Source organism: Amycolatopsis sp. NPDC003865, from assembly GCF_053605345.1.
Window position 1 is genome coordinate 36,743 of sequence record NZ_JBSGJA010000026.1, and the last position, 18,053, is coordinate 54,795.

The 18,053-nt window shown below is 69.5% G+C and carries 17 protein-coding genes; 4 read left to right on the forward strand and 13 right to left on the reverse strand.

From position 1 onward, the window contains the following. Positions 1-14 precede the first annotated feature (14 nt). From atpD to ACWEVP_RS41930, 10 genes are all read right to left on the reverse strand, one after another. Complete coding sequence (atpD, locus tag ACWEVP_RS41885) at positions 15-1,442, reverse strand: F0F1 ATP synthase subunit beta (RefSeq protein ID WP_452068147.1); 1,428 nt, start codon at positions 1,440-1,442, stop codon at positions 15-17. After that, entirely contained in the window at positions 1,442-2,380 is a 939-nt protein-coding gene (locus ACWEVP_RS41890) for a F0F1 ATP synthase subunit gamma (RefSeq protein WP_452068148.1), read from the reverse strand. Before ACWEVP_RS41890 ends, atpD begins: the two co-directional genes overlap by 1 nt. 11 nt (positions 2,381-2,391) lie before the next feature. Beyond that, positions 2,392-4,032, reverse strand: a complete 1,641-nt coding sequence (gene atpA / locus ACWEVP_RS41895; protein WP_452068149.1) for a F0F1 ATP synthase subunit alpha — start codon at positions 4,030-4,032, stop codon at positions 2,392-2,394. Between the two features lie 56 nt (positions 4,033-4,088). After that, positions 4,089-4,913 carry a F0F1 ATP synthase subunit delta gene (locus ACWEVP_RS41900; RefSeq protein ID WP_452068150.1) on the reverse strand — a complete coding sequence of 275 codons (825 nt, stop codon included), beginning with the start codon at positions 4,911-4,913 and terminating at the stop codon, positions 4,089-4,091. A 7-nt stretch (positions 4,914-4,920) separates the two neighbouring features. Next, positions 4,921-5,481 (reverse strand): F0F1 ATP synthase subunit B, encoded by a 561-nt coding sequence (locus tag ACWEVP_RS41905; protein WP_439383227.1) that lies wholly within the window; start codon positions 5,479-5,481, stop codon positions 4,921-4,923. 30 nt (positions 5,482-5,511) lie between these two features. Further along, on the reverse strand, positions 5,512-5,769 hold the full coding sequence (locus ACWEVP_RS41910; RefSeq protein ID WP_033261340.1) for an ATP synthase subunit c family protein: 258 nt from the start codon (positions 5,767-5,769) through the stop codon (positions 5,512-5,514). Between the two features lie 55 nt (positions 5,770-5,824). After that, positions 5,825-6,610: a F0F1 ATP synthase subunit A gene (gene atpB / locus ACWEVP_RS41915; RefSeq protein WP_086861260.1), complete on the reverse strand. Its 786-nt coding sequence runs from the start codon at positions 6,608-6,610 to the stop codon at positions 5,825-5,827. A 543-nt stretch (positions 6,611-7,153) separates the two neighbouring features. Next, positions 7,154-7,597, reverse strand: coding sequence for a hypothetical protein (locus ACWEVP_RS41920; RefSeq protein WP_452068151.1), 444 nt, complete (start codon positions 7,595-7,597; stop codon positions 7,154-7,156). 49 nt (positions 7,598-7,646) lie between these two features. Beyond that, positions 7,647-8,804 (reverse strand): glycosyltransferase family 4 protein, encoded by a 1,158-nt coding sequence (locus tag ACWEVP_RS41925; RefSeq protein ID WP_452068152.1) that lies wholly within the window; start codon positions 8,802-8,804, stop codon positions 7,647-7,649. 74 nt (positions 8,805-8,878) lie between these two features. Next, positions 8,879-9,529 (reverse strand): L-threonylcarbamoyladenylate synthase, encoded by a 651-nt coding sequence (locus ACWEVP_RS41930; protein WP_372664115.1) that lies wholly within the window; start codon positions 9,527-9,529, stop codon positions 8,879-8,881. Between the two features lie 693 nt (positions 9,530-10,222). On the opposite strand from ACWEVP_RS41930, the gene ACWEVP_RS41935 reads away from it, so the two are divergent. Next, the gene (locus tag ACWEVP_RS41935) at positions 10,223-12,196 is read left to right on the forward strand and encodes a M6 family metalloprotease domain-containing protein (RefSeq protein WP_452068153.1); all 1,974 of its coding nucleotides are present in this window, start codon (positions 10,223-10,225) and stop codon (positions 12,194-12,196) included. Between the two features lie 337 nt (positions 12,197-12,533). On the opposite strand, the gene prmC is transcribed toward ACWEVP_RS41935, so the two are convergent. Beyond that, positions 12,534-13,400 carry a peptide chain release factor N(5)-glutamine methyltransferase gene (gene prmC, locus ACWEVP_RS41940; RefSeq protein ID WP_372664113.1) on the reverse strand — a complete coding sequence of 289 codons (867 nt, stop codon included), beginning with the start codon at positions 13,398-13,400 and terminating at the stop codon, positions 12,534-12,536. Positions 13,401-13,635: 235 nt separating this feature from the next. Between prmC and ACWEVP_RS41945 the strand changes: the two genes are divergently transcribed. The 3 genes from ACWEVP_RS41945 to wsfD are packed head-to-tail and all read left to right on the forward strand — an operon-like array spanning position 13,636 to position 16,523. Next, positions 13,636-14,613 carry a glycosyltransferase family 2 protein gene (locus tag ACWEVP_RS41945; protein ID WP_452068154.1) on the forward strand — a complete coding sequence of 326 codons (978 nt, stop codon included), beginning with the start codon at positions 13,636-13,638 and terminating at the stop codon, positions 14,611-14,613. Beyond that, positions 14,610-15,041 (forward strand): GtrA family protein, encoded by a 432-nt coding sequence (locus ACWEVP_RS41950; protein ID WP_452068155.1) that lies wholly within the window; start codon positions 14,610-14,612, stop codon positions 15,039-15,041. The genes ACWEVP_RS41945 and ACWEVP_RS41950 overlap by 4 nt, the downstream gene beginning before the upstream one ends. An 18-nt stretch (positions 15,042-15,059) precedes the next feature. Next, positions 15,060-16,523 (forward strand): glycan biosynthesis hexose transferase WsfD, encoded by a 1,464-nt coding sequence (gene wsfD / locus ACWEVP_RS41955; RefSeq protein WP_452068156.1) that lies wholly within the window; start codon positions 15,060-15,062, stop codon positions 16,521-16,523. Positions 16,524-16,545: 22 nt separating this feature from the next. Here wsfD and prfA read toward each other — a convergent pair whose 3' ends face one another. Both prfA and rpmE read right to left on the reverse strand, forming a co-directional pair. Then, positions 16,546-17,616, reverse strand: coding sequence for a peptide chain release factor 1 (prfA, locus tag ACWEVP_RS41960; RefSeq protein ID WP_452068157.1), 1,071 nt, complete (start codon positions 17,614-17,616; stop codon positions 16,546-16,548). Positions 17,617-17,695: 79 nt separating this feature from the next. Beyond that, complete coding sequence (rpmE, locus tag ACWEVP_RS41965) at positions 17,696-17,923, reverse strand: 50S ribosomal protein L31 (RefSeq protein WP_176175187.1); 228 nt, start codon at positions 17,921-17,923, stop codon at positions 17,696-17,698. Between the last annotated feature and the right edge of the window lie 130 nt (positions 17,924-18,053).

Consider the following 18,053-nt stretch of genomic DNA (forward strand, 5'->3'; position numbering starts at 1 on the left):
CCGCGCTCAGGACATCACTTCTTGGTGATTTCCTTGTACTTCTTCTCGAGGTCCTCGAGGCCACCGATACCCAGGAACGCCTGCTCCGGGTAGTGGTCGAAGTCACCCTTGGTGATGCGGTCGAACGACTCGATGGTCTCCGACAGCGGCACCGTCGAGCCCGGGATCTGCGTGAACGCCTCGGCGACCAGCATGTTCTGCGACAGGAACCGCTCGATGCGGCGCGCGCGCTGAACGGTCAGCTTGTCCTCTTCCGACAGCTCGTCCATACCGAGGATCGCGATGATGTCCTGCAGCTCCTTGTACTTCTGCAGGATCCGGATGACCTCGGAGGCGACGCGGTAGTGGTCCTCACCGACGATCGCCGGGTCGAGGATCGTCGACGTCGACGCCAGCGGGTCCACCGCCGGGAAGATGCCCTTCTGGAACACCGACCGGGAAAGCTCGGTGGTGGCGTCCAGGTGGGCGAACGTCGCGGCCGGGGCCGGGTCGGTGTAGTCGTCCGCGGGGACGTAGATCGCCTGCATCGAGGTGATCGAGCGACCCCGGGTCGAGGTGATCCGCTCCTGCAGCTGCCCCATCTCGTCGGCCAGCGTCGGCTGGTAACCCACGGCCGAAGGCATGCGGCCCAGCAGGGTCGACACCTCGGAACCCGCCTGGGTGAACCGGAAGATGTTGTCGATGAACAGCAGCACGTCCTGGTTCTGGACGTCGCGGAAGTACTCCGCCATGGTCAGCGCCGACAGCGCGACGCGCATGCGCGTGCCCGGCGGCTCGTCCATCTGGCCGAAGACCAGGGCGGTGTCGTTGATGACGCCGTCCTCGGACATCTCCAGGAAGAGGTCGTTGCCCTCACGGGTGCGCTCGCCGACCCCGGCGAACACCGACGTACCACCGAAGTTCCGGGCGACACGGGTGATCATCTCCTTGATGAGCACCGTCTTGCCGACGCCGGCGCCGCCGAACAGGCCGATCTTGCCACCCTGGACGTACGGGGTGAGCAGGTCGACGACCTTCAGGCCGGTCTCCAGCATCTCCGTCTTGCCCTCGAGCTGGTCGAAGGACGGCGGGTTGCGGTGGATGCCCCAGCGCTCGAGGTCGTCGCCGTAGCCGGGCTCGTCGAGGCACTCGCCGAGCGCGTTGTAGACGTGGCCCTTGACCTTGTCGCCCACCGGCACGGTGATCGGCTTGCCGGTGTCGGTGACCTCGGCGCCCCGGACCAGGCCGTCCTGCGGCTGGAGCGAGATGGTGCGGACGAGGTTGTCACCCAGGTGGCTGGCGACCTCGAGGGTCACCGTCTTGCGCAGCTGCTCGAACTCGATGTCGACCTTGAGCGCGTTGAACTGGTCGGGAACGGAACCGCGCGGGAACTCGACGTCGACGACCGGCCCGGTCACCGAGACGATGCGCCCCTTGGCGCGCGGGGCTTCAGTACTGGTCATCAATCATCACTTCCTGCTGCGGTGAGCGCGTTCGCGCCACCGACGATTTCGGAGATCTCCTGGGTGATCTGCGCCTGGCGGGCCTGGTTCATCTCCCGCGTCAGGGTGCCCACCAGCTCGTTCGCGTTGTCCGACGCGGCCTTCATCGCCGTCCGGCGGGCGGCCAGCTCGGACGCCGCGGACTCGAGCAGCGCCGCGTAGAGCCGCGTGTTGATGTACTTCGGCAGCAGCGCGTCCAGCAGCTTGTCGGCACTCGGCTCGAACTCGTAGCTGGGGAGGAGGCCCGCGGGCTTCTCCTCTTCGCCTTCGGAGTACTCGACCTCGAGCGGCGCGACGCGCTTGGCGACCGGCCGCTGGGTCAGCATCGACACGAACTCGGTGTAGACGATGTGGATCTCGTCGACACCCGTGATGCCGTCGGCGTTGCCGTGCTCGTCGTCGGCGCCGAGCATGAACGACTCGACCAGCGCCTCACCGGCGGCGACCGCGTTGGTGTAGGCCGGCTGGTCGGAGAAGCCCGTCCAGCTGTCCACGACCGGGCGGTCGCGGAACCGGTAGTAGTTCAGCCCCTTGTTGCCGGTGACGTAGACCTCGGGCTCCTTGCCCTCCGAACGCAGGAGGGCGAGCAGCTCTTCGGTCGCGCGCAGCACGTTGGAGTTGTAGCCACCGCACTGGCCCTTGTCACTGGTCACGACCAGGACAGCGGCCCGCTTCGGGTTCGGGCGCTCGACCAGCATGGGGTGGTCGAGGTTGGCCGCCGCACCGGCCAGCGCCGAGAGCACCTTGGTGATCTCGTCCGCGTACGGCCGGGAAGCGGCGACCTTCGCCCGCGCCTTGGTGATGCGCGCGGTGGCGATGAGCTCCATCGCCTTGGTGATCTTGCCGATCGACTTGGTCGCCTTGATGCGCGACCGGAGTTCCCGGAGTTGTGCGGCCATGAGCTATCAGCTCACTTCTTCGGGGCGGGCTTGTTGACCTTGACGGTCTCGTGCCCGACCTTGTCGGCGTCCATCGCGTCGGCGTCCGCCTCGACCAGGGGCTTGCCCTCGGAGGTGGTGAACTCCTTCTTGAACTCGTTCACCGCTTCGACGACGGCCTCGCGGGTCTCCTGCGGGAACTTGCCCGACTCGCGGATCTCCTTGATCAGGTCGGCGTGCTTGCGGCGGGCCGAGTCGATGAACTCGTGGTTGAACCGGCGGACGTCCTCGGTCGGGACCGAGTCGTAGTGCCCGTTCGTGCCCAGGTACACCGTGAGGACCTGCTCCTCGACCGGGATCGGCGAGTACTGCGGCTGCTTGAGCACCTCGTACAGCCGGGCACCGCGCTCGAGCTGCGCCTTCGAGGCGTCGTCGAGGTCGGAGGCGAAGGCCGCGAAGGCCTCCAGCTCGCGGTACTGCGACAGGTCGATGCGGAGCGAGCCCGCGACGTCCTTCATCGCCTTGACCTGCGCGGCACCACCCACGCGGGAGACCGAGATACCCACGTCGATGGCCGGGCGCTGACCGGCGTTGAACAGGTCCGACTGGAAGAAGCACTGGCCGTCGGTGATCGAGATGACGTTCGTCGGGATGTAGGCCGACACGTCGTTCGCCTTGGTCTCGATGATCGGGAGACCGGTCAGCGAGCCGGCGCCCAGCTCGTCCGACAGCTTCGCGCAGCGCTCCAGCAGGCGGGAGTGCAAGTAGAAGACGTCGCCGGGGAACGCCTCGCGGCCCGGCGGGCGGCGCAGCAGCAGCGAGATCGCGCGGTAGGCGTCGGCCTGCTTGGTCAGGTCGTCGAACACGATGAGGACGTGCTTGCCCTCGTACATCCAGTGCTGGCCGATGGCCGAGCCGGTGTACGGCGCGATCCACTTGAAGCCGGCCGAGTCGGACGCGGGGGCCGCGACGATGGTGGTGTACTCCAGCGCGCCGGCGTCCTCGAGGGACTTCTTCACGGCGGCGATCGTGGAGCCCTTCTGGCCGACCGCGACGTAGATGCAGCGGACCTGCTTCTTCGGGTCGCCGGTCTCCCAGTTGGCCTTCTGGTTGATGATCGTGTCCACGGCGACGGCGGTCTTGCCCGTCTTGCGGTCACCGATGATCAGCTGGCGCTGGCCGCGGCCGATCGGGGTCATCGCGTCGATGGCGGTGATACCGGTCTGCAGCGGCTCCGACACCGGCTGGCGCTCGACGACCGAAGCGGCCTTCAGCTCCAGCGCGCGGCGCTCGGTGGTCTCGATGTCGCCGAGGCCGTCGATGGCCTGGCCCAGCGGGTTGACGACGCGGCCGAGGTAGCCGTCGCCGACCGGCACCGACAGGACCTGGCCGGTGCGCTTGACCTGCTGGCCTTCTTCGATGGTCTCGAAGTCACCGAGGATCGCGGCACCGATGGAGCGCGCGTCCAGGTTCAGGGCGACGCCCAGGATGCCGCCGGGGAACTCGAGCAGCTCGTTGGCCATGGCCGAGGGCAGGCCCTCGACGTGGGCGATGCCGTCACCGGCGTCCACCACGATGCCAACTTCTTCCCGGCTCACGTCCGGGGCGTAACTCGAGACGTAGTTCTCGATCGCGCTACGGATCTCATCCGAGGAGATCGTCAGCTCGGCCATGTCTTTCCCGCTCTCGCTTCGTTCTTGCCAGTATGCAAAGTCTTGTGTGACCGGGGCTATGCCCGGGCCAGCCGCCTGCGCAGCGCCGCCAGCTGACCCGCCGCGCTCCCGTCGATGACCTCGTCACCGACGCGGACGACGAGCCCGCCGCCGAGCCGGGGGTCGACCTCGACGTGCAGCGCGATCGGCCGCCCGTAGATGTCGTTGAGCTTCGCGCCGAGCTGGGCGGTCTGCTCGTCGGACAGGGCGTTCGCGCTGGTCACGTAGGCGACCGAGCGTTCACGGCGTTCCGCGGCCAGCTTGACCAGCTTGTCGAGCCCGACGCCGACGCCGCGGCCCTTGGCCCGGCGCACGACCTGCTCGACGAGGGTCTCGGTGACCACGTCCACCTTGTCGGCGAACAGCCCGCGCACCAGGGTGCGCTTGGCGTCGGCGGGACCGGCCAGGTCGGAGAGCGCGGCCTCCAGTTCCGGGGCGCCGGCCACGATCCGCGCGACCTGGAAGAGCTGGGACTCGACGGTGTCGACGTTCCCGGTCTTCTCGGCCGCGGTGAGCAGCGCCGAGCGGCCGAGCTCCTCGAGCCCGTCGGTCAGCTCACGGGGGCTGGACCAGCGGCTGCCGGCCACGGCGTCGAGCACCTTGAGGGCCGGTTCGGACAGCTTGCCGTCGAACAGCCGGCGCACCAGCTCGGTGCGCGCCTCCGGCGTCGTCGACGCGTCGCTCACCGCCCGGCGCAGGCCGATCTCCCGGTCCAGCAGGTCGACGACCGAGAGCAGCTCGTCGCCGACCGTGGCGGCATCGGCTCCCGCGTCGGCCAGAACCTCGCCGAGGCGTTCCTCGGCGAGGCCGAGCGCTTCACGGCTCGCAGCATGCAGCGTCATCTCTGGTCTACTTCCCCGCTCCGTTGGAGGCACCGGCGGTCTCCAGCTCCGCCAGGAACCGGTCGACGGTGCCGCGGCGGCGCGCCTCGTCCTCGAGCGACTCGCCGACGATGCGGCTCGCCAGCTCGACGGCGTTGCGGCCCATGTCGGCCCGCAGCTCGGCGATGATCTGCGCCTTCTGGGCCTGCAGCTGGGCCTGGCCCTGGGCGACGATGCGCTGGGACTCGGCCTCGGCCTCGGCCCGCAGCTCCGCCTTGATCTGCTCGGCTTCGAGCCGGGCGTCGTCGCGGATCTTCGCCGCTTCGGTCCGGGCGTCCTGCAGCTGGGCCCGGTACTTGGCCAGCGCCTCTTCGGCCTCGGCCTGGGCCTTCTCGGCCTTCTCGATGCCACCCTCGATCTTCTGCGCACGCTCTTCGTACGCGGCCTCGAAGCGAGGGACGACGTACTTCTTGAGGATGAACAGCAGGATGAGGAAGGCGACGATGCCGAGGATCAGCTCCGAGATGTCGGGGATGATCGGGTTGTGCGTTTCGCCCTCTGCGGCGAGGACCAAGGCACTGTTCAGCACGGCGTCTCCTTAAAGCGATGAGCCGAGGACTCAGGCGGCGGAGGCGATGAAGTAGATGACGATGCCGATCAGGGCGAGCACCTCGGTCAGAACGAAGGTCGAGAAGCCGATGCCCTGCAGCTTGCCCTGCGCCTCCGGCTGACGCGCGGTGCCGTTGATGACGGCGGCGAAGATCAGACCCACACCGATGCCCGGGCCGATCGCGCCCAGGCCGTAACCGATGGCGGCGAGACCGGGGTTGATGTTGGCGGCCTGCTCGGCGGCCTGGGCCAGAACGATGTTGCTCACGTGCATTTCCCTTCACTTCGGTCCACGCGCTCGCGTGGATCGGGGGCTTGTGTTCTCAGTGCTCCGACGCCAGCGCGGCGCCGATGTACCCAGCCGACAGCAGGGCGAAGATGTAGGCCTGCAGCACCTGGATGAAGGCTTCGAGGAAGGTCATCCCGATGGCGAAGATCCACGCCACCAGCGAGACCGGCTTCAGCGCCCAGCTCGACGTCTCGGTCAGCAGGAAGGTGCCGCCGAGGGTGAACACCGCCAGGATCAGGTGACCCGCGAACATGGCGGCGAAAACACGGATGGCGAGCGTCAGCGGGTTGAGGAAGAACTTCTCCGCGAACTCGATCAGCGAGAAGAGCGGCAGCACCGCCTTGGGAACGCCCGGCGGGGCGAGTTCCTTCTTGAAGTAGCCGGCGAAACCGTGCCGCTTGAACCCGACGAAGTGGTAGACCGGGTACACGACGAGGACCGACAGGGCGACCGGGAAGCCGAATCGCGCCATGGTCGGGAACTGCAGGACGGGGATGATCCCGTAGAGGTTGTTCACCAGCACGAAGGTGAACAAAGCGAAAACGAGGGGAACGAACGGCTTGAAGTCCTTCGAGCCGATCTGTTCACGCGCGATGTTGTTGCGGCTGAAGTCGTAGATCGACTCCGCGACGAACTGTCCCTTGCTCGGGACGACCTGGAGTTTGCGGGTCGCCAGCAGGAAGTACGTCGCGATGATGACCACCGAGGCCACGACGAGCAGCATCGGCTTGGTGACCCCGCCGAACAACGCCGGCAACTCGAAGCTTTCGGCGCCGGGCGGCGCGAATACCGCACCCTCGGCCAAAACCAGCGCGCCCACTGGGCTCCTTCCGGTTCTCCCGGCCGGCGTTCACTCCGCCGGGGGAATCGTCACGATCTGGACTTAACGTACCCGATACGTATCGGGACGTCGGAGGCGGCTACCCCACGGTCCGCAGAACACACCTTCACGTTCTGCACACGGGGTTGTCTCGCGTGAACACTGCCCTGCGGTCTACTTCGGACCAGCTGCGGAGGAGGCGGAACTACACGGTCGCCACACTGCTGATCGCGGTTCGTCTTAGGGAGTGCGCGGCCGAGGCCGCCACCCTTGACGCGGACCATACCAGCAGGTCAATCAGTGCCGTACACGCGTACTCCATACCCACCGATCAGCCCAGGACCTAAGTCCCGGGTCGATCCGGGACCCAGGTCCGGGACCGGGCGGGACCCGCCCGGCAACGGCGCAGGCGGCGGGTCCCGGCGCAGATTCCGGGCGCGCACGAAGGCGCACTTTTGTGGCACCGGTCACACTCGGGCGGCCGCAGCCCGGCTCACGGTGCGTAACGGAAGACCGTGGCAAAACGGACGGCGCCCGGCGGCGTCAGGAGGGGATGATCGTCGGGATCTTGGTCTTGCGGAAGGCGGCGAACTCGGCCGCGGCGGCCACCAGGATGGCGACGATCATGGTGATGCCGAGCGACATCGGGTGCAGCGCGGTGACGCCCTTCAGCAGCGTCAGCGCACCGAACAGCAGGACGACCTTCACGACGTACCCGCCGAGCGCGATGACCATGACGAACATCGGGTCCTGGCCCGCGCTGAAGCGCATCAGGCCGAGCGTGCTCAGCGACGCCACCATCGCGAGCACCGCGCCGACCAGCGAGCCGAGGAAGCCGGGCATCCCGTTGAGGATGCTGAAGAGCACGATGCAGACGAGCACCGCGGGCGGGGTGACGAGCAGCGAAGCCTTCGTCATCGCGCGGGCGGCCTGCAGCACCACCTTGGCGTGCGGGTTCTCCTGCGCTTCGGTTTCGGTCTCGCTCACGGCTGGCTCCCTGCTCGGTTCAGCCACCGAGTGTAGAGAACCCGGCCGGTCAGGTTCCGGGCTGGTTGCGCGAGCGCAGCCGCGGCACGATCGAGACCACCACCGCGAACACGAGCCCGGCCCCGATGATCCAGAGCGCCGCGGCGTCGTCGAAGAGCGTCACCGAGACCGCGCCGAACGCGAGGATCCCCGCCCACAAGTAGATGAGCAGGACCGCGCGGCGCTGGGAGTGGCCGATCTCCAGCAGCCGGTGGTGCAGGTGCATCTTGTCGGCCGCGAACGGGCTTTCGCCGCGGCGCGTGCGGCGGACGACGGCCATGATCAGGTCCAGCATCGGCACGAACAGCACCGCCGCCACGACCACCAGCGGGGAAAGCAGCGCGATCGCGTCCTTGCCGCTGAACTGCGGGTACGGCACGCGCCCGGACGCCGAGGTCGTCGCACCCGCGAGCATCAGGCCGATCATCATCGACCCGGAGTCGCCCATGAATATCTTGGCGGGCTGGAAGTTGTACGGCAGGAACCCCAGACACGCGCCGGCGAGCGTGGCCGCGATCAGCGCCGGCGGGTAGGTGCCGACGTCGCCGCCGGAGCTGTCGAGCAGGCCGATGGAGAACGCGCACGTCGCCGTGGCGGCGATGAACCCGAGGCCGCCGGCCAGCCCGTCGAGGCCGTCGACGAAGTTCATCGCGTTGACCATCACCACGACCATCACGACGGTGAGCAGCGCGCCCTGGTTCTTGTCGAGCACCAGCACCGAGCCGAACGAGTCGCCCTGACCGCCCCACGGCACCCAGAACGACACCCACTGCACGCCGAAGATGACCAGGATCCCGGCGCACATGACCTGCCCGGCCAGCTTCGTCCACGCGTCCAGCTCGAACCGGTCGTCGAGCGCGCCGATGAGCGAGATGACCCCGGCGGCGAGCAGCACGCCGACCGAGTCGAACGAGGCGTCGAAGCCGTGCGACAGCGCGGGCAGCTGGTGGGCGAGGCCCATCGCGCCGGCGACGCCGAGGTAGATGCCGACCCCGCCCATCCGCGGGATCGGGGCGACGTGGACGTCGCGGGCGCGGGGGTTGGCGATCGCGCCGACCCGGATCGCGATCCGGCGCACGACGCCGGTGAGCAGGTAGGTCACGGCCGTCGCGGTCAGCGCGACGAGGATGTATTCCCGGATGGGGAGGAGACCGGATGTGGGCGGCACGGGTGCGTCACGCTCGCGGGGTCGGGGTCACCCGCGACACGCTATCGTGCCGCGGATCTTGGCCGGATCCGGCTTCACGCCAACGATTCCGCGGGCACACCGAGCACCTCCGCGATGGCGTCCTTGCGCACGGCGCCCTCGCGCAGCACCACCGGTTCGGTGCCGGTGAGGTCCACGATGCTCGACGCGACGGGCTCGCCACTCGACCCGCCGTCGAGGTAGACGGCGACCGAGTCGCCGAGCTGTTCCTGCGCTTCCTGCGCGGTGCTGGCCGGCGGCCGGCCGGAGACGTTCGCGCTCGAGACGGCCATCGGGCCGACGTCGCGCAGCAGTTCGAGGGCGACCGGGTGCAGCGGCATCCGCAGCATGACGGTGCCGCGGGCGTCGCCGAGGTTCCACTGCAGGCTCGGCGCGTGCGGGAGCACGATGGACAGATCGCCCGGCCAGAAGGCTTCGATGAGCGCACGCGCCTGCGGGGGCACGCCGAGGACGAGGCCGTCCACAGTGGACCAGGACCCGACGAGCACGCCGACGGGCATGTCCGGCCCGCGGTTCTTCGCCCGCAGCAGCGCTTGGACGGCGCCGGCGTCGAAGGCGTCGGCACCGATGCCGTAGACCGTGTCGGTCGGCAGGACGACCAGCCTGCTCGACCGAACCGCGCCCGCGGCCGCCGCCAGTCCGTCGGCCCGGGACTCCCGCTTGCTGCAGTCGTAGACCACGCTCATGGTGGCCAAGAGTAGTCCCGCCGCCGGAGGGGGCGTTCGCCGCGTCACACCGGGTCGGTCCGGGGGCGCACGTTCTCGCGCGCGCCGGCCTGGAGCCGTCGCCCCGTGGGCCGGACTGACCGGCGCCCCCGATCCCTCGCCCCATCCGGCCCGGTCCGCTACCCCACCCACCGCAAGGTGCACGCCGCCGGGCGGCCGCGGTCGCCGCTCCCTCGCCAGTCACCGGCCGGCCTGGAGCCATCGCCCCATGGGCCGGACCGACCGGCGCCCCCGAACCCTCGCCCCAACCGGCCCGATCCGCTACCCCACCCACCGCAAGGTGCACGCCACCGGGCGGCCGCGGTCGCCGCTCCCTCACCAGTCACCGGCCTGGAGCCATCGCCCGGTGGGCTCGCTCAGCCGGCCGCCCGCTGTCCCGCCGTCTCCGTGCGGCAAGACACCCCGCGAGGCCGAACGGAGCCCGCGCGGGGGCGCCCCCGTCTTCAACGCTACCGGCGACCACCGACAGTTCCGGGTGCTCGCCGAGCGTTCTTCCCGGAGTTGTCCACAGCTCCCGGCTGACAAACCGGCCAAACTTTCGTCGTGGGGCAAGCGGGTAAACCTCGCCGCGAGGCAGAACCACGACAGCGCGGCTCAATACGGTCGATCTTCGGGAACCACCACCCCCGTGGGTTCCCAGTGAAGGAGCCGCAGATGCGCCCCAGAACCCCGAAAGCGCTCGCCCTGCTCGCCGCGGTCACCGTCCTCACCGGGCTCGGCGCCGGCACCGCCGCCGCCGAGCCGCTCACCCGTGGCTGGCCCGCCCCGATCGACGCCGCGCACTGGGAGAACCAGGACCACATGACCTGGTCCGACTACAAGAAGGTGCCCGGGACGAACTGGGCCGACCCGAGCGTCAAGCCGACCCAGCGCACCTTCAAGGGCGCGGTCGTCCTCGCCGACTACCCGGACCAGGACTTCGTCGTCACGAAGCCGGCGAACTCGACCATCTTCGGCAACCCCGGCCCCGCCGCCGCGAACATCCCGCGGGCCGGCGTCGCGCAGTACTACCAGGACTTCCTCAACAAGCCCGAGGCGCTCAACAACGGGCACACGATCAACGAGTACTGGATGGAGGACTCCGGCGGCCGGTTCGGCGTGCAGCTGACCGCGTTCGGGCCGTACCGGATGCCCGGGAAGTCCTACGAGTACGGCATGGAGTTCCAGCCGAGCGCGTGCCCGCCCGGGGCGAACTGCACCCGCGACATCCGCAAGGACGCCGGTGACGCGTGGCGCGCCGACGTCGGCGACACCGCGAAGCAGTTCGACTTCGTCTTCTACCTCTCCGCCGGCCAGGACGAGAGCTCGACCTGGCAGGAGTTCGGCGAGATGAAGTTCGGCACCAAGGAGAACGTGCCGGACAGCTTCGGCCCGCCGAACCACGACCTGCCCAACTACGCGGCGACGCGGTACGTGCCGTGGACGTCGTGGGCGTCGGCCGCCAGCATCTGGCCGAACGCCCAGGACGGCAGCTCGGTGCAGGCCGAGAGCTCCGGCCAGTCGACCTACGCCCACGAGTTCAGCCACATCCTGGGCATCGGCGACAACTACAACAACCCGTTCGGCGTCCCGCCGTCCCGCAGCTACAGCGGACCGTGGGACATGCTCTCGCGCGGGACGTTCAACGGGCCGGGCGGCCCGCACACCCGCTGGCAGATCCCGGCGACGCAGGGCAGCTCGATGGGGGCCCAGCACCAGCTGCGCAACAAGCTGAAGCTCGGCATCGTCGACCCGGCGGACGTCCTGCAGCTGGATCGCAACGAGCTGGCGAAGACCGGTCCGGTGTCCGCGCGCATCACCGCGCGCGAGACGGAGGCGCAGCCCGGCGCGTTCACCGGGATGAACATCAAGCTGACCGGCGGGGACAAGGCGCCGAAGTGCGACCGGGCGACGGACCCGTTCTGCGACGGCGGCGGCTACGACAACTACACGGTCGAGGTCGTCGACCGGATGGGCGCGGACTCGTTCGCCCCGGACTCCGGCGTCATGATCACCAAGACGAAGAACAAGGACAACGCGCCCTTCGACTGGGTGATCGACGCGAACCCGCAGGACATCGGCATCACCGACTACACCAAGCCGGACGGCACCCCGGTCAAGATCACCATCGGTGACTACCGCCAGCTCAACGACGCGCTGTTCAAGGCGGGCACGGAGGCGGCGAGCCCGTACGAGTACACGGACGAGGCGAACCGGCTGCGGTTCCTGATCACCGACTTGGCGCGCGACCGCCGCGGCGTGCTGTCGTACACGGTGATGGTGGCTTCCCTGGACGGCTCGGGCAGCCAGGCGCGCGGCGCGGCGCTGACCCCGGCACTGCCGGCGTTCGCCCGCGGCGGCCTCGCGACCTGCGACTTCGGCCTGCTCAACACGGGGTCGGCGCATGGTGCGACGGCACCGTACGACACGGACACGTACCGGCTGAGCGTGTCGACGGACGCGAAGGGCTGGGAAGTCCGCCTGCCGAACGAGCTGGCGACGGCGAAGTTCGGCGGCCACGTGAAGGTCCCGGCGTACGCGAAGCGCGGGGCGCGAGGTGACCTGGCGGCCCGGGTGAAGCTGACGGCGACGTCGATCAGCGACCCGTCGAAGACCGCGACGGCGAGCTGCACGGCGTTCGGCTTCTAGTGGACATCCGGAGGGGGCTGTGGACAGCCCCCTCCGGACCACCGGAAACTGTCGGTGCCCACCGGTAGCGTGGAAGACGGGGGGCGCCCCCGCGGGCGGGCAGGGCTCCGGCAAAGTCGAAGCGCTTTTTTGCTGGTGTTTCACCGGCCCGAACGGCAGGCTGACGGCCGGATCTGCACCCCCATCCAGACCTCCCCCGCCGCCCCGATCCGAAGCCAGAACCGGCCGTAGTCACAATCGGGCTTCGGGGTGGTGGGCACCACATGATCACCACCGAGAGCCACTGTCCGCCTGCAGCGACACGACTTTGCCGGGCCCCCGCGGGCGGGCGGGGGGGTCAGCCCAGCCGGCGCGCCGTGACGAACCGGGCCCGGCCGGTCAAGTCCGCGTGGTCCTCGACCCCCGTCAGCACCCGGCGGGCCCGCACCAGCGCCGGCACCGCCGACCCGTGCGTGTCGTCGTGCTCGATCGCCAAGCCTCCCCCGGGCCGCAGCAGGCGGGCGCCCGCCGCGATCGCGTGGCGGATCACCGCCAGCCCGCTCTCCTCCGCGAACACCGCGCGCGGTGGGTCGTGCTCCGCCACCTCCGGCGGTACCGGGGTGCCCTCCGGCACGTACGGCGGGTTGCACAGCACCAGGTCGACCAGGCCGTCCAGCTCGGCGAACATCGTCGGGTCGCCGATGTCACCCGAGTACAGCCGGATCGGGGTGTTGCCCGCGTCCGCGTGGACGTCCGCGTTGTGGCGCGCCCAGGCCAGCGCCTGCGGGTCGACGTCCACCGCGTACACCACCGCGTCCGGCCGCGCGTGCGCCACCGCCAGCGCCAGCGCCCCCGATCCCGTGCACAGGTCCACCACCACCGGGAACTCGCGCCCCTGCAGGAACTTGACGCCCCACTCGAGCAGCAGCTCGGTCTCCGGCCGCGGCACGAACACCCCCGCGCCGACCGCCACCGTGATCTCCCCCAGCGCGGCCCAGCCCGTCAGGTACTGCAGCGGGATCCGCTTCGCGCGCTGCTGGACGAGCTGGCCGATGGCCTCGATGACCGGCGGGTCGACCAGCGGCACCATCGGCAGCCGACCGCGGTCGACGCCCAGCACGTGCGCCGCGATCACCTCGGCGTCGAACCGCGGCGACTCGACGCCCGCCCGTTCGAGAATCCGGGTGGCCTCGATGATGGCCAGGCGCAGCGGCTGCCGATTCACTCGTCGTCCTTCACCTCGTCAAGCCTGGCACACCAGGCGGAACTCCCCCGTCAGGACACGCGCCGGTCCTACGCCGTCCAGCGTATCGAGGCCCCCTCACCCGCATGACAAACAGCCGCGAAACACGGGTCACCGCCACAATGGATCCGCCCGGGGACGCTCACGGCCCGCCATCGCGCGGATATCCTGGCCGGACCGTCGCCGATCACCGAGACCCGACCCACCGGGAGCGCCAGTGCCGACCGAGCCGACCACGCGCCGCCGGGTCGCGTTCATCTTCCCCATCTACAACGAGGAAGCGAACATCGACCTGCTGCACCGCACGGTCGACGAGGTGACCGCGCCGCTGGCCGGGCGGTACGACTTCAGCTTCATCTACGTCGACGACGGCAGCCGCGACGCTTCGCTGGACCGGCTCACCGAGCTGGCAGCGCGCGACCCGCGGGTCACGGTCGTCGAGCTGTCCCGCAACTTCGGCCACCAGATGGCCGTCACCGCCGGGCTCGACCTGGTCGACGCCGACGCCGCGATCATCATGGACAGCGACCTGCAGGACCCGCCGCGGGTGGCGCTCGAGCTGCTCGAGAAGTGGGAAGAGGGCTACGAGGTCGTCTACGCGCAGCGCCGGTCGCGCCGCGATCCGCCGTTCAAGCGGTTCACCGCGAGCGCGTTCTACTGGTTCCTGCGGAAGATGGCCGCGGTCGACATCCCGAAGAACACCGGCGACTTCCGGCTGATCGACCGCAAGGTCGTCGACGAGCTGCGCAAGTACCGCGAGCGCGACCGGTTCCTGCGCGGGCTGGTCAGCTACGTCGGGTTCCGGCAGACGGCGGTGCTGTTCGACCGCGACAAGCGCAACGCGGGCGTCACCGGCTACCCGCTGACGAAGATGCTCCGCTTCGCCGCCGACGGCATCCTCGGGTTCTCGACGACGCCCCTGCGGATGATCACCCGGATGGGGTACCTGATCTCGCTGCTGAGCTTCCTCGGCGTGCTCTACGTCGTCGGCGTGAAGCTGTTCGCGCCGGAGACCGCGGTGCCCGGCTGGGCGTTCATCACCATCGCGATGTTCTTCCTCGGCGGGATCCAGATCATCATGCTCGGGGTGCTGGGCAGCTACATCGGCCGCACGTACTCGCAGGTCCAGAACCGGCCGTTGTACACCGTGGCGTCGGTGCGCACCGGTGCCGGCGATCGGAGCGCCGTCCAATGAGGTTCGTCACGGCCACGCAGGTGCGCTTCGGGATCGTCGGCATCGGCAACACCCTGGTCGACGCGCTCGGCTACGCGCTCCTCGCGACGCTCGGCGTCCCGACGTTCGTCGCCAACTTCATTTCGACGACGGCCGGGATGCTGCTGTCGTTCGCGCTGAACCGCAATTTCACGTTCCGGGCGAAGGACGGCGACATCCGGCGTCAGGCGCTGCTGTTCTTCGGCGTGACGGCGTTCGGGCTCTGGGTGGTGCAGTTCTCCGTGATCTGGCTGGTCGGGCGGCTGTTCCCGGGCGTCAACCTGCTGGTTCCGAAGGGCGCGGCGATCGTCGTCGGGCTGTTCTGGAACTACCTGCTCTACCACTACGTCGTGTTCCGGCACCGGCCCGTTTCGCCCGTTCCCGGTGCAGCGCCCGCCGACTCTGCGTGATCTCGTACCCTCTTCGGAGTGCGATTCCGTGAACTGCGCTTCGGCTTGGGCGTCTTCGTCCTTTCCCTGGGCGTCCTGCTGGTCCGGTTCCTCGTGCCGCGGCCGGTCGGGATGGCCGACAACGGCGACGGCTGGCGCCTGCTGTGCGGCCTCGGCGGCCGGCACCCGGAGCTGAGCTCCGAGTTCTACGTGCACTTCAGCTACGGGCCGGGTTCGGCCTGCAAGAGCGACTACATCTCCAGCCAGGCGTGGCTCGACTGGTTCGCGAGCAAGCTCGGCAAGGTGCTCGGCTCGTCGGCGGAGCTCAACCTGCTGGTGCTCGGCGCGATCACGTGCGTGCTGGTCGCGGTGGGCGTCGCGGCGACGGTGCTCGGCCTGGACCTGAGCCGCCGCAACCGCGTGATCGCCGCGGTGCTCCTGCTGCTCGTGATGGCCGACTCGGCGTTCTTCGGCTACTTCGCGTCGGTGCTCAGCGAGGGCGCCGGGTTCGTCGGGATGCTGCTGATGGCCGGCGGTCTGCTGCTGATGAGCCGCACGGACGCGGGCCGGTACTGGGGCGCGGGGCTGACCGTCGTCGGCGCGCTGATCGGCATCAACGCGAAGTCGCAGACGCTGCTGCTGATCCCGTTGTTCGTGCTGGCACTGGCGCTGATCAAGCCGCTCGGCAAGCGCGGCTGGTCGCGCTGGCTGCTGCCGCTGGGCGTGCTGGTGGTCGTCGGCGCGGGGACGGCGGCGGTGCAGTCTGACGGCGACCCGGCCAACGCGGAGTACCGCGAGGCGAACATGTACCACGTGGTGTTCGACAGCATCGTCGACGGCAAACACGACACGGACGCCGACCTGGCGGCGCTGGGCCTGCCGCCGAGCGCGAAGAAGTTCATCGGCACGGGCTGGTGGGCGGCGCACCCGTGGACGGACGCGGACTACAACGGCTTCCGCGACAAGATCAGCCGCCGCAACGTGGTGAGCTACTACGCGGCCCACCCGCAGCGCACGCTGCAGATCCTCCAGCAGGGCGCGGTCGACACGCTGACGGCGCGCCCGTCCCGGCTGGGCAGTTTCGCGGAGTCGTCCGGGCTGCCGCAGATGGCGCAGGAGTACCGGGTGCCGGTGTTCTCCGGGCTGTCGAAGCTGGCGGCGCCGCTGGGGCTGTTCGTGCTGGTCCCGTTCTGGCTGCTGATCGGCTGGGCGGGCGTGCGCGCGTTCCGCCGTCACCGCCGCGAGTACGGGGTCGTGGTGTTCTTCCTGCTGCTGTTCGCGGTGGGTCAGTTCGGGCTGTCGGCGCTCGGCGAGGGCGTCGAGGGCGTGAAGCACCAGCTGCTGACGCTGTTCCCGACGTTCCTGGCGTTCGTGTTCGGGGTCGTCAGCCTGTTCCCGAAGCCGGCGCGGCCCGAGCCGGAGCCGGACGAGGTCCCGGACGTGGACCAGCCGACCGAGATCTTCGAGGCCTTCAAGGAGCCGGAGAAGCCCGCCCTCCGCTGAGACGGCGGGCTCGCCGCCTCGGTCAGCCGGCCGAGGCGGCCAGCCGCTCCTCGCGGTCCGCGGTCGCCAACGCGTCCAGCACGCCGTCCAGGTCGCCGTCCAGGACCTGGTCCAGGTTGTACGCCTTGTAGTTCACCCGGTGGTCGGAGATGCGGTTCTCCGGGAAGTTGTACGTCCGGATCCGCTCCGAGCGGTCGACCGTGCGGACCTGGGACTTGCGCGCGTCCGACGCCTTCGCCGCGGCCTCTTCCTCAGCGATCGCCTGCAGCCGCGCCTGGAGCACCTGCAGGGCGCGGGCGCGGTTCTGGATCTGGGACTTCTCGTTCTGGCACGACACGACGATGCCCGTCGGCAGGTGGGTGATCCGGACCGCCGAGTCCGTCGTGTTGACGCTCTGGCCGCCCGGGCCCGACGACCGGAACACGTCGATGCGCAGGTCGTTCGGGTCGATCTCGACCTCGACCTCCTCCGGCTCCGGGTAGATGAGCACCCCGGACGCCGACGTGTGGATCCGGCCCTGGGACTCCGTCGCCGGCACGCGCTGGACGCGGTGGACGCCGCCCTCGAACTTCAGCCGCGACCACACGCCGTCGACGACCGCCGACTTCGTCTTGATCGACAGCGTCACGTCCTTGAAGCCGCCGAGGTCGGAGTCGACCGAGTCGAGGACCTCGGCCTTCCAGCCGTGGCGCTCGGCGTAGCGCAGGTACATCCGCAGCAGGTCGCCGGCGAACAGGGCCGACTCCTCGCCGCCCTCGCCGGACTTGATCTCCATCACGACGTCGGAGCCGTCGTACGGGTCGCGCGGAAGCAGCAGCTCGGTGAGCTTCGACTCCAGCTCGGGGATCTTCGCGGCCAGCTCGTCGGCCTCCGCGGCGAACTCCGCGTCCTCCGCGGCCATCTCCCGCGCGGCCGCGAGGTCGTCGCGGGCCGTGTCGAGCTCGTGGACCGCGCGGATCACCGGCGTCAGCTCGGCGTAGCGGCGGCCGAGCTTGCGGGCGCGCGCCTGGTCGGCGTGCACCGCGGGGTCCGCCAGCTGCTGCTCCAGCTCCGCGTGCTCGGCGAGCAGCCCCTTCAGCGAGCTCGAATCCACCTCTGTCACCTCTCAGCCCGGGGAAACAAGACAAAAAACGACGCCCACCCGCGCAGGCGAGTGGGCGTCGTCGGAAAAGCTACTTGGCGTCGGCCTTCTTCTGGCGCTTGCCGTAGCGAGCCTCGAAGCGCGCGACCCGGCCACCGGTGTCCATGATCTTCTGCTTGCCCGTGTAGAACGGGTGGCAGTTCGAGCAGATCTCGACGTGGATGTTGCCGCTGGTCTTGGTGCTGCGCGTGGTGAAGCTGTTGCCGCAGTCGCAGTTCACTTCGGTGACCACGTACTCGGGGTGAATACCGCTCTTCATGGTGTCCTCTCTCGTTGGCTCCGGGTCCCCAGTCGTTCACGGGGTGAACCGGCGCCGGACTTCAGCGGGTAATTCTGCCAGACGGGCAGACGCTGATTGGAACGCACCCCGCTGACCTGGTATTCCGAAC

Bases quoted from the DNA above. Each gene is read 5' to 3' on its own strand.
- atpA (WP_452068149.1), bottom strand. From the start codon at position 4,032: ATGGCCGAGCTGACGATCTCCTCGGATGAGATCCGTAGCGCGATCGAG.
- ACWEVP_RS41950 (WP_452068155.1), top strand. From the start codon at position 14,610: ATGAGGTTCGTCACGGCCACGCAGGTGCGCTTCGGGATCGTCGGCATC.
- rpmE (WP_176175187.1), bottom strand. From the start codon at position 17,923: ATGAAGAGCGGTATTCACCCCGAGTACGTGGTCACCGAAGTGAACTGC.
- ACWEVP_RS41900 (WP_452068150.1), bottom strand. From the start codon at position 4,913: ATGACGCTGCATGCTGCGAGCCGTGAAGCGCTCGGCCTCGCCGAGGAA.
- ACWEVP_RS41930 (WP_372664115.1), bottom strand. From the start codon at position 9,529: ATGAGCGTGGTCTACGACTGCAGCAAGCGGGAGTCCCGGGCCGACGGA.
- ACWEVP_RS41890 (WP_452068148.1), bottom strand. From the start codon at position 2,380: ATGGCCGCACAACTCCGGGAACTCCGGTCGCGCATCAAGGCGACCAAG.
- ACWEVP_RS41935 (WP_452068153.1), top strand. From the start codon at position 10,223: ATGCGCCCCAGAACCCCGAAAGCGCTCGCCCTGCTCGCCGCGGTCACC.
- atpD (WP_452068147.1), bottom strand. From the start codon at position 1,442: ATGACCAGTACTGAAGCCCCGCGCGCCAAGGGGCGCATCGTCTCGGTG.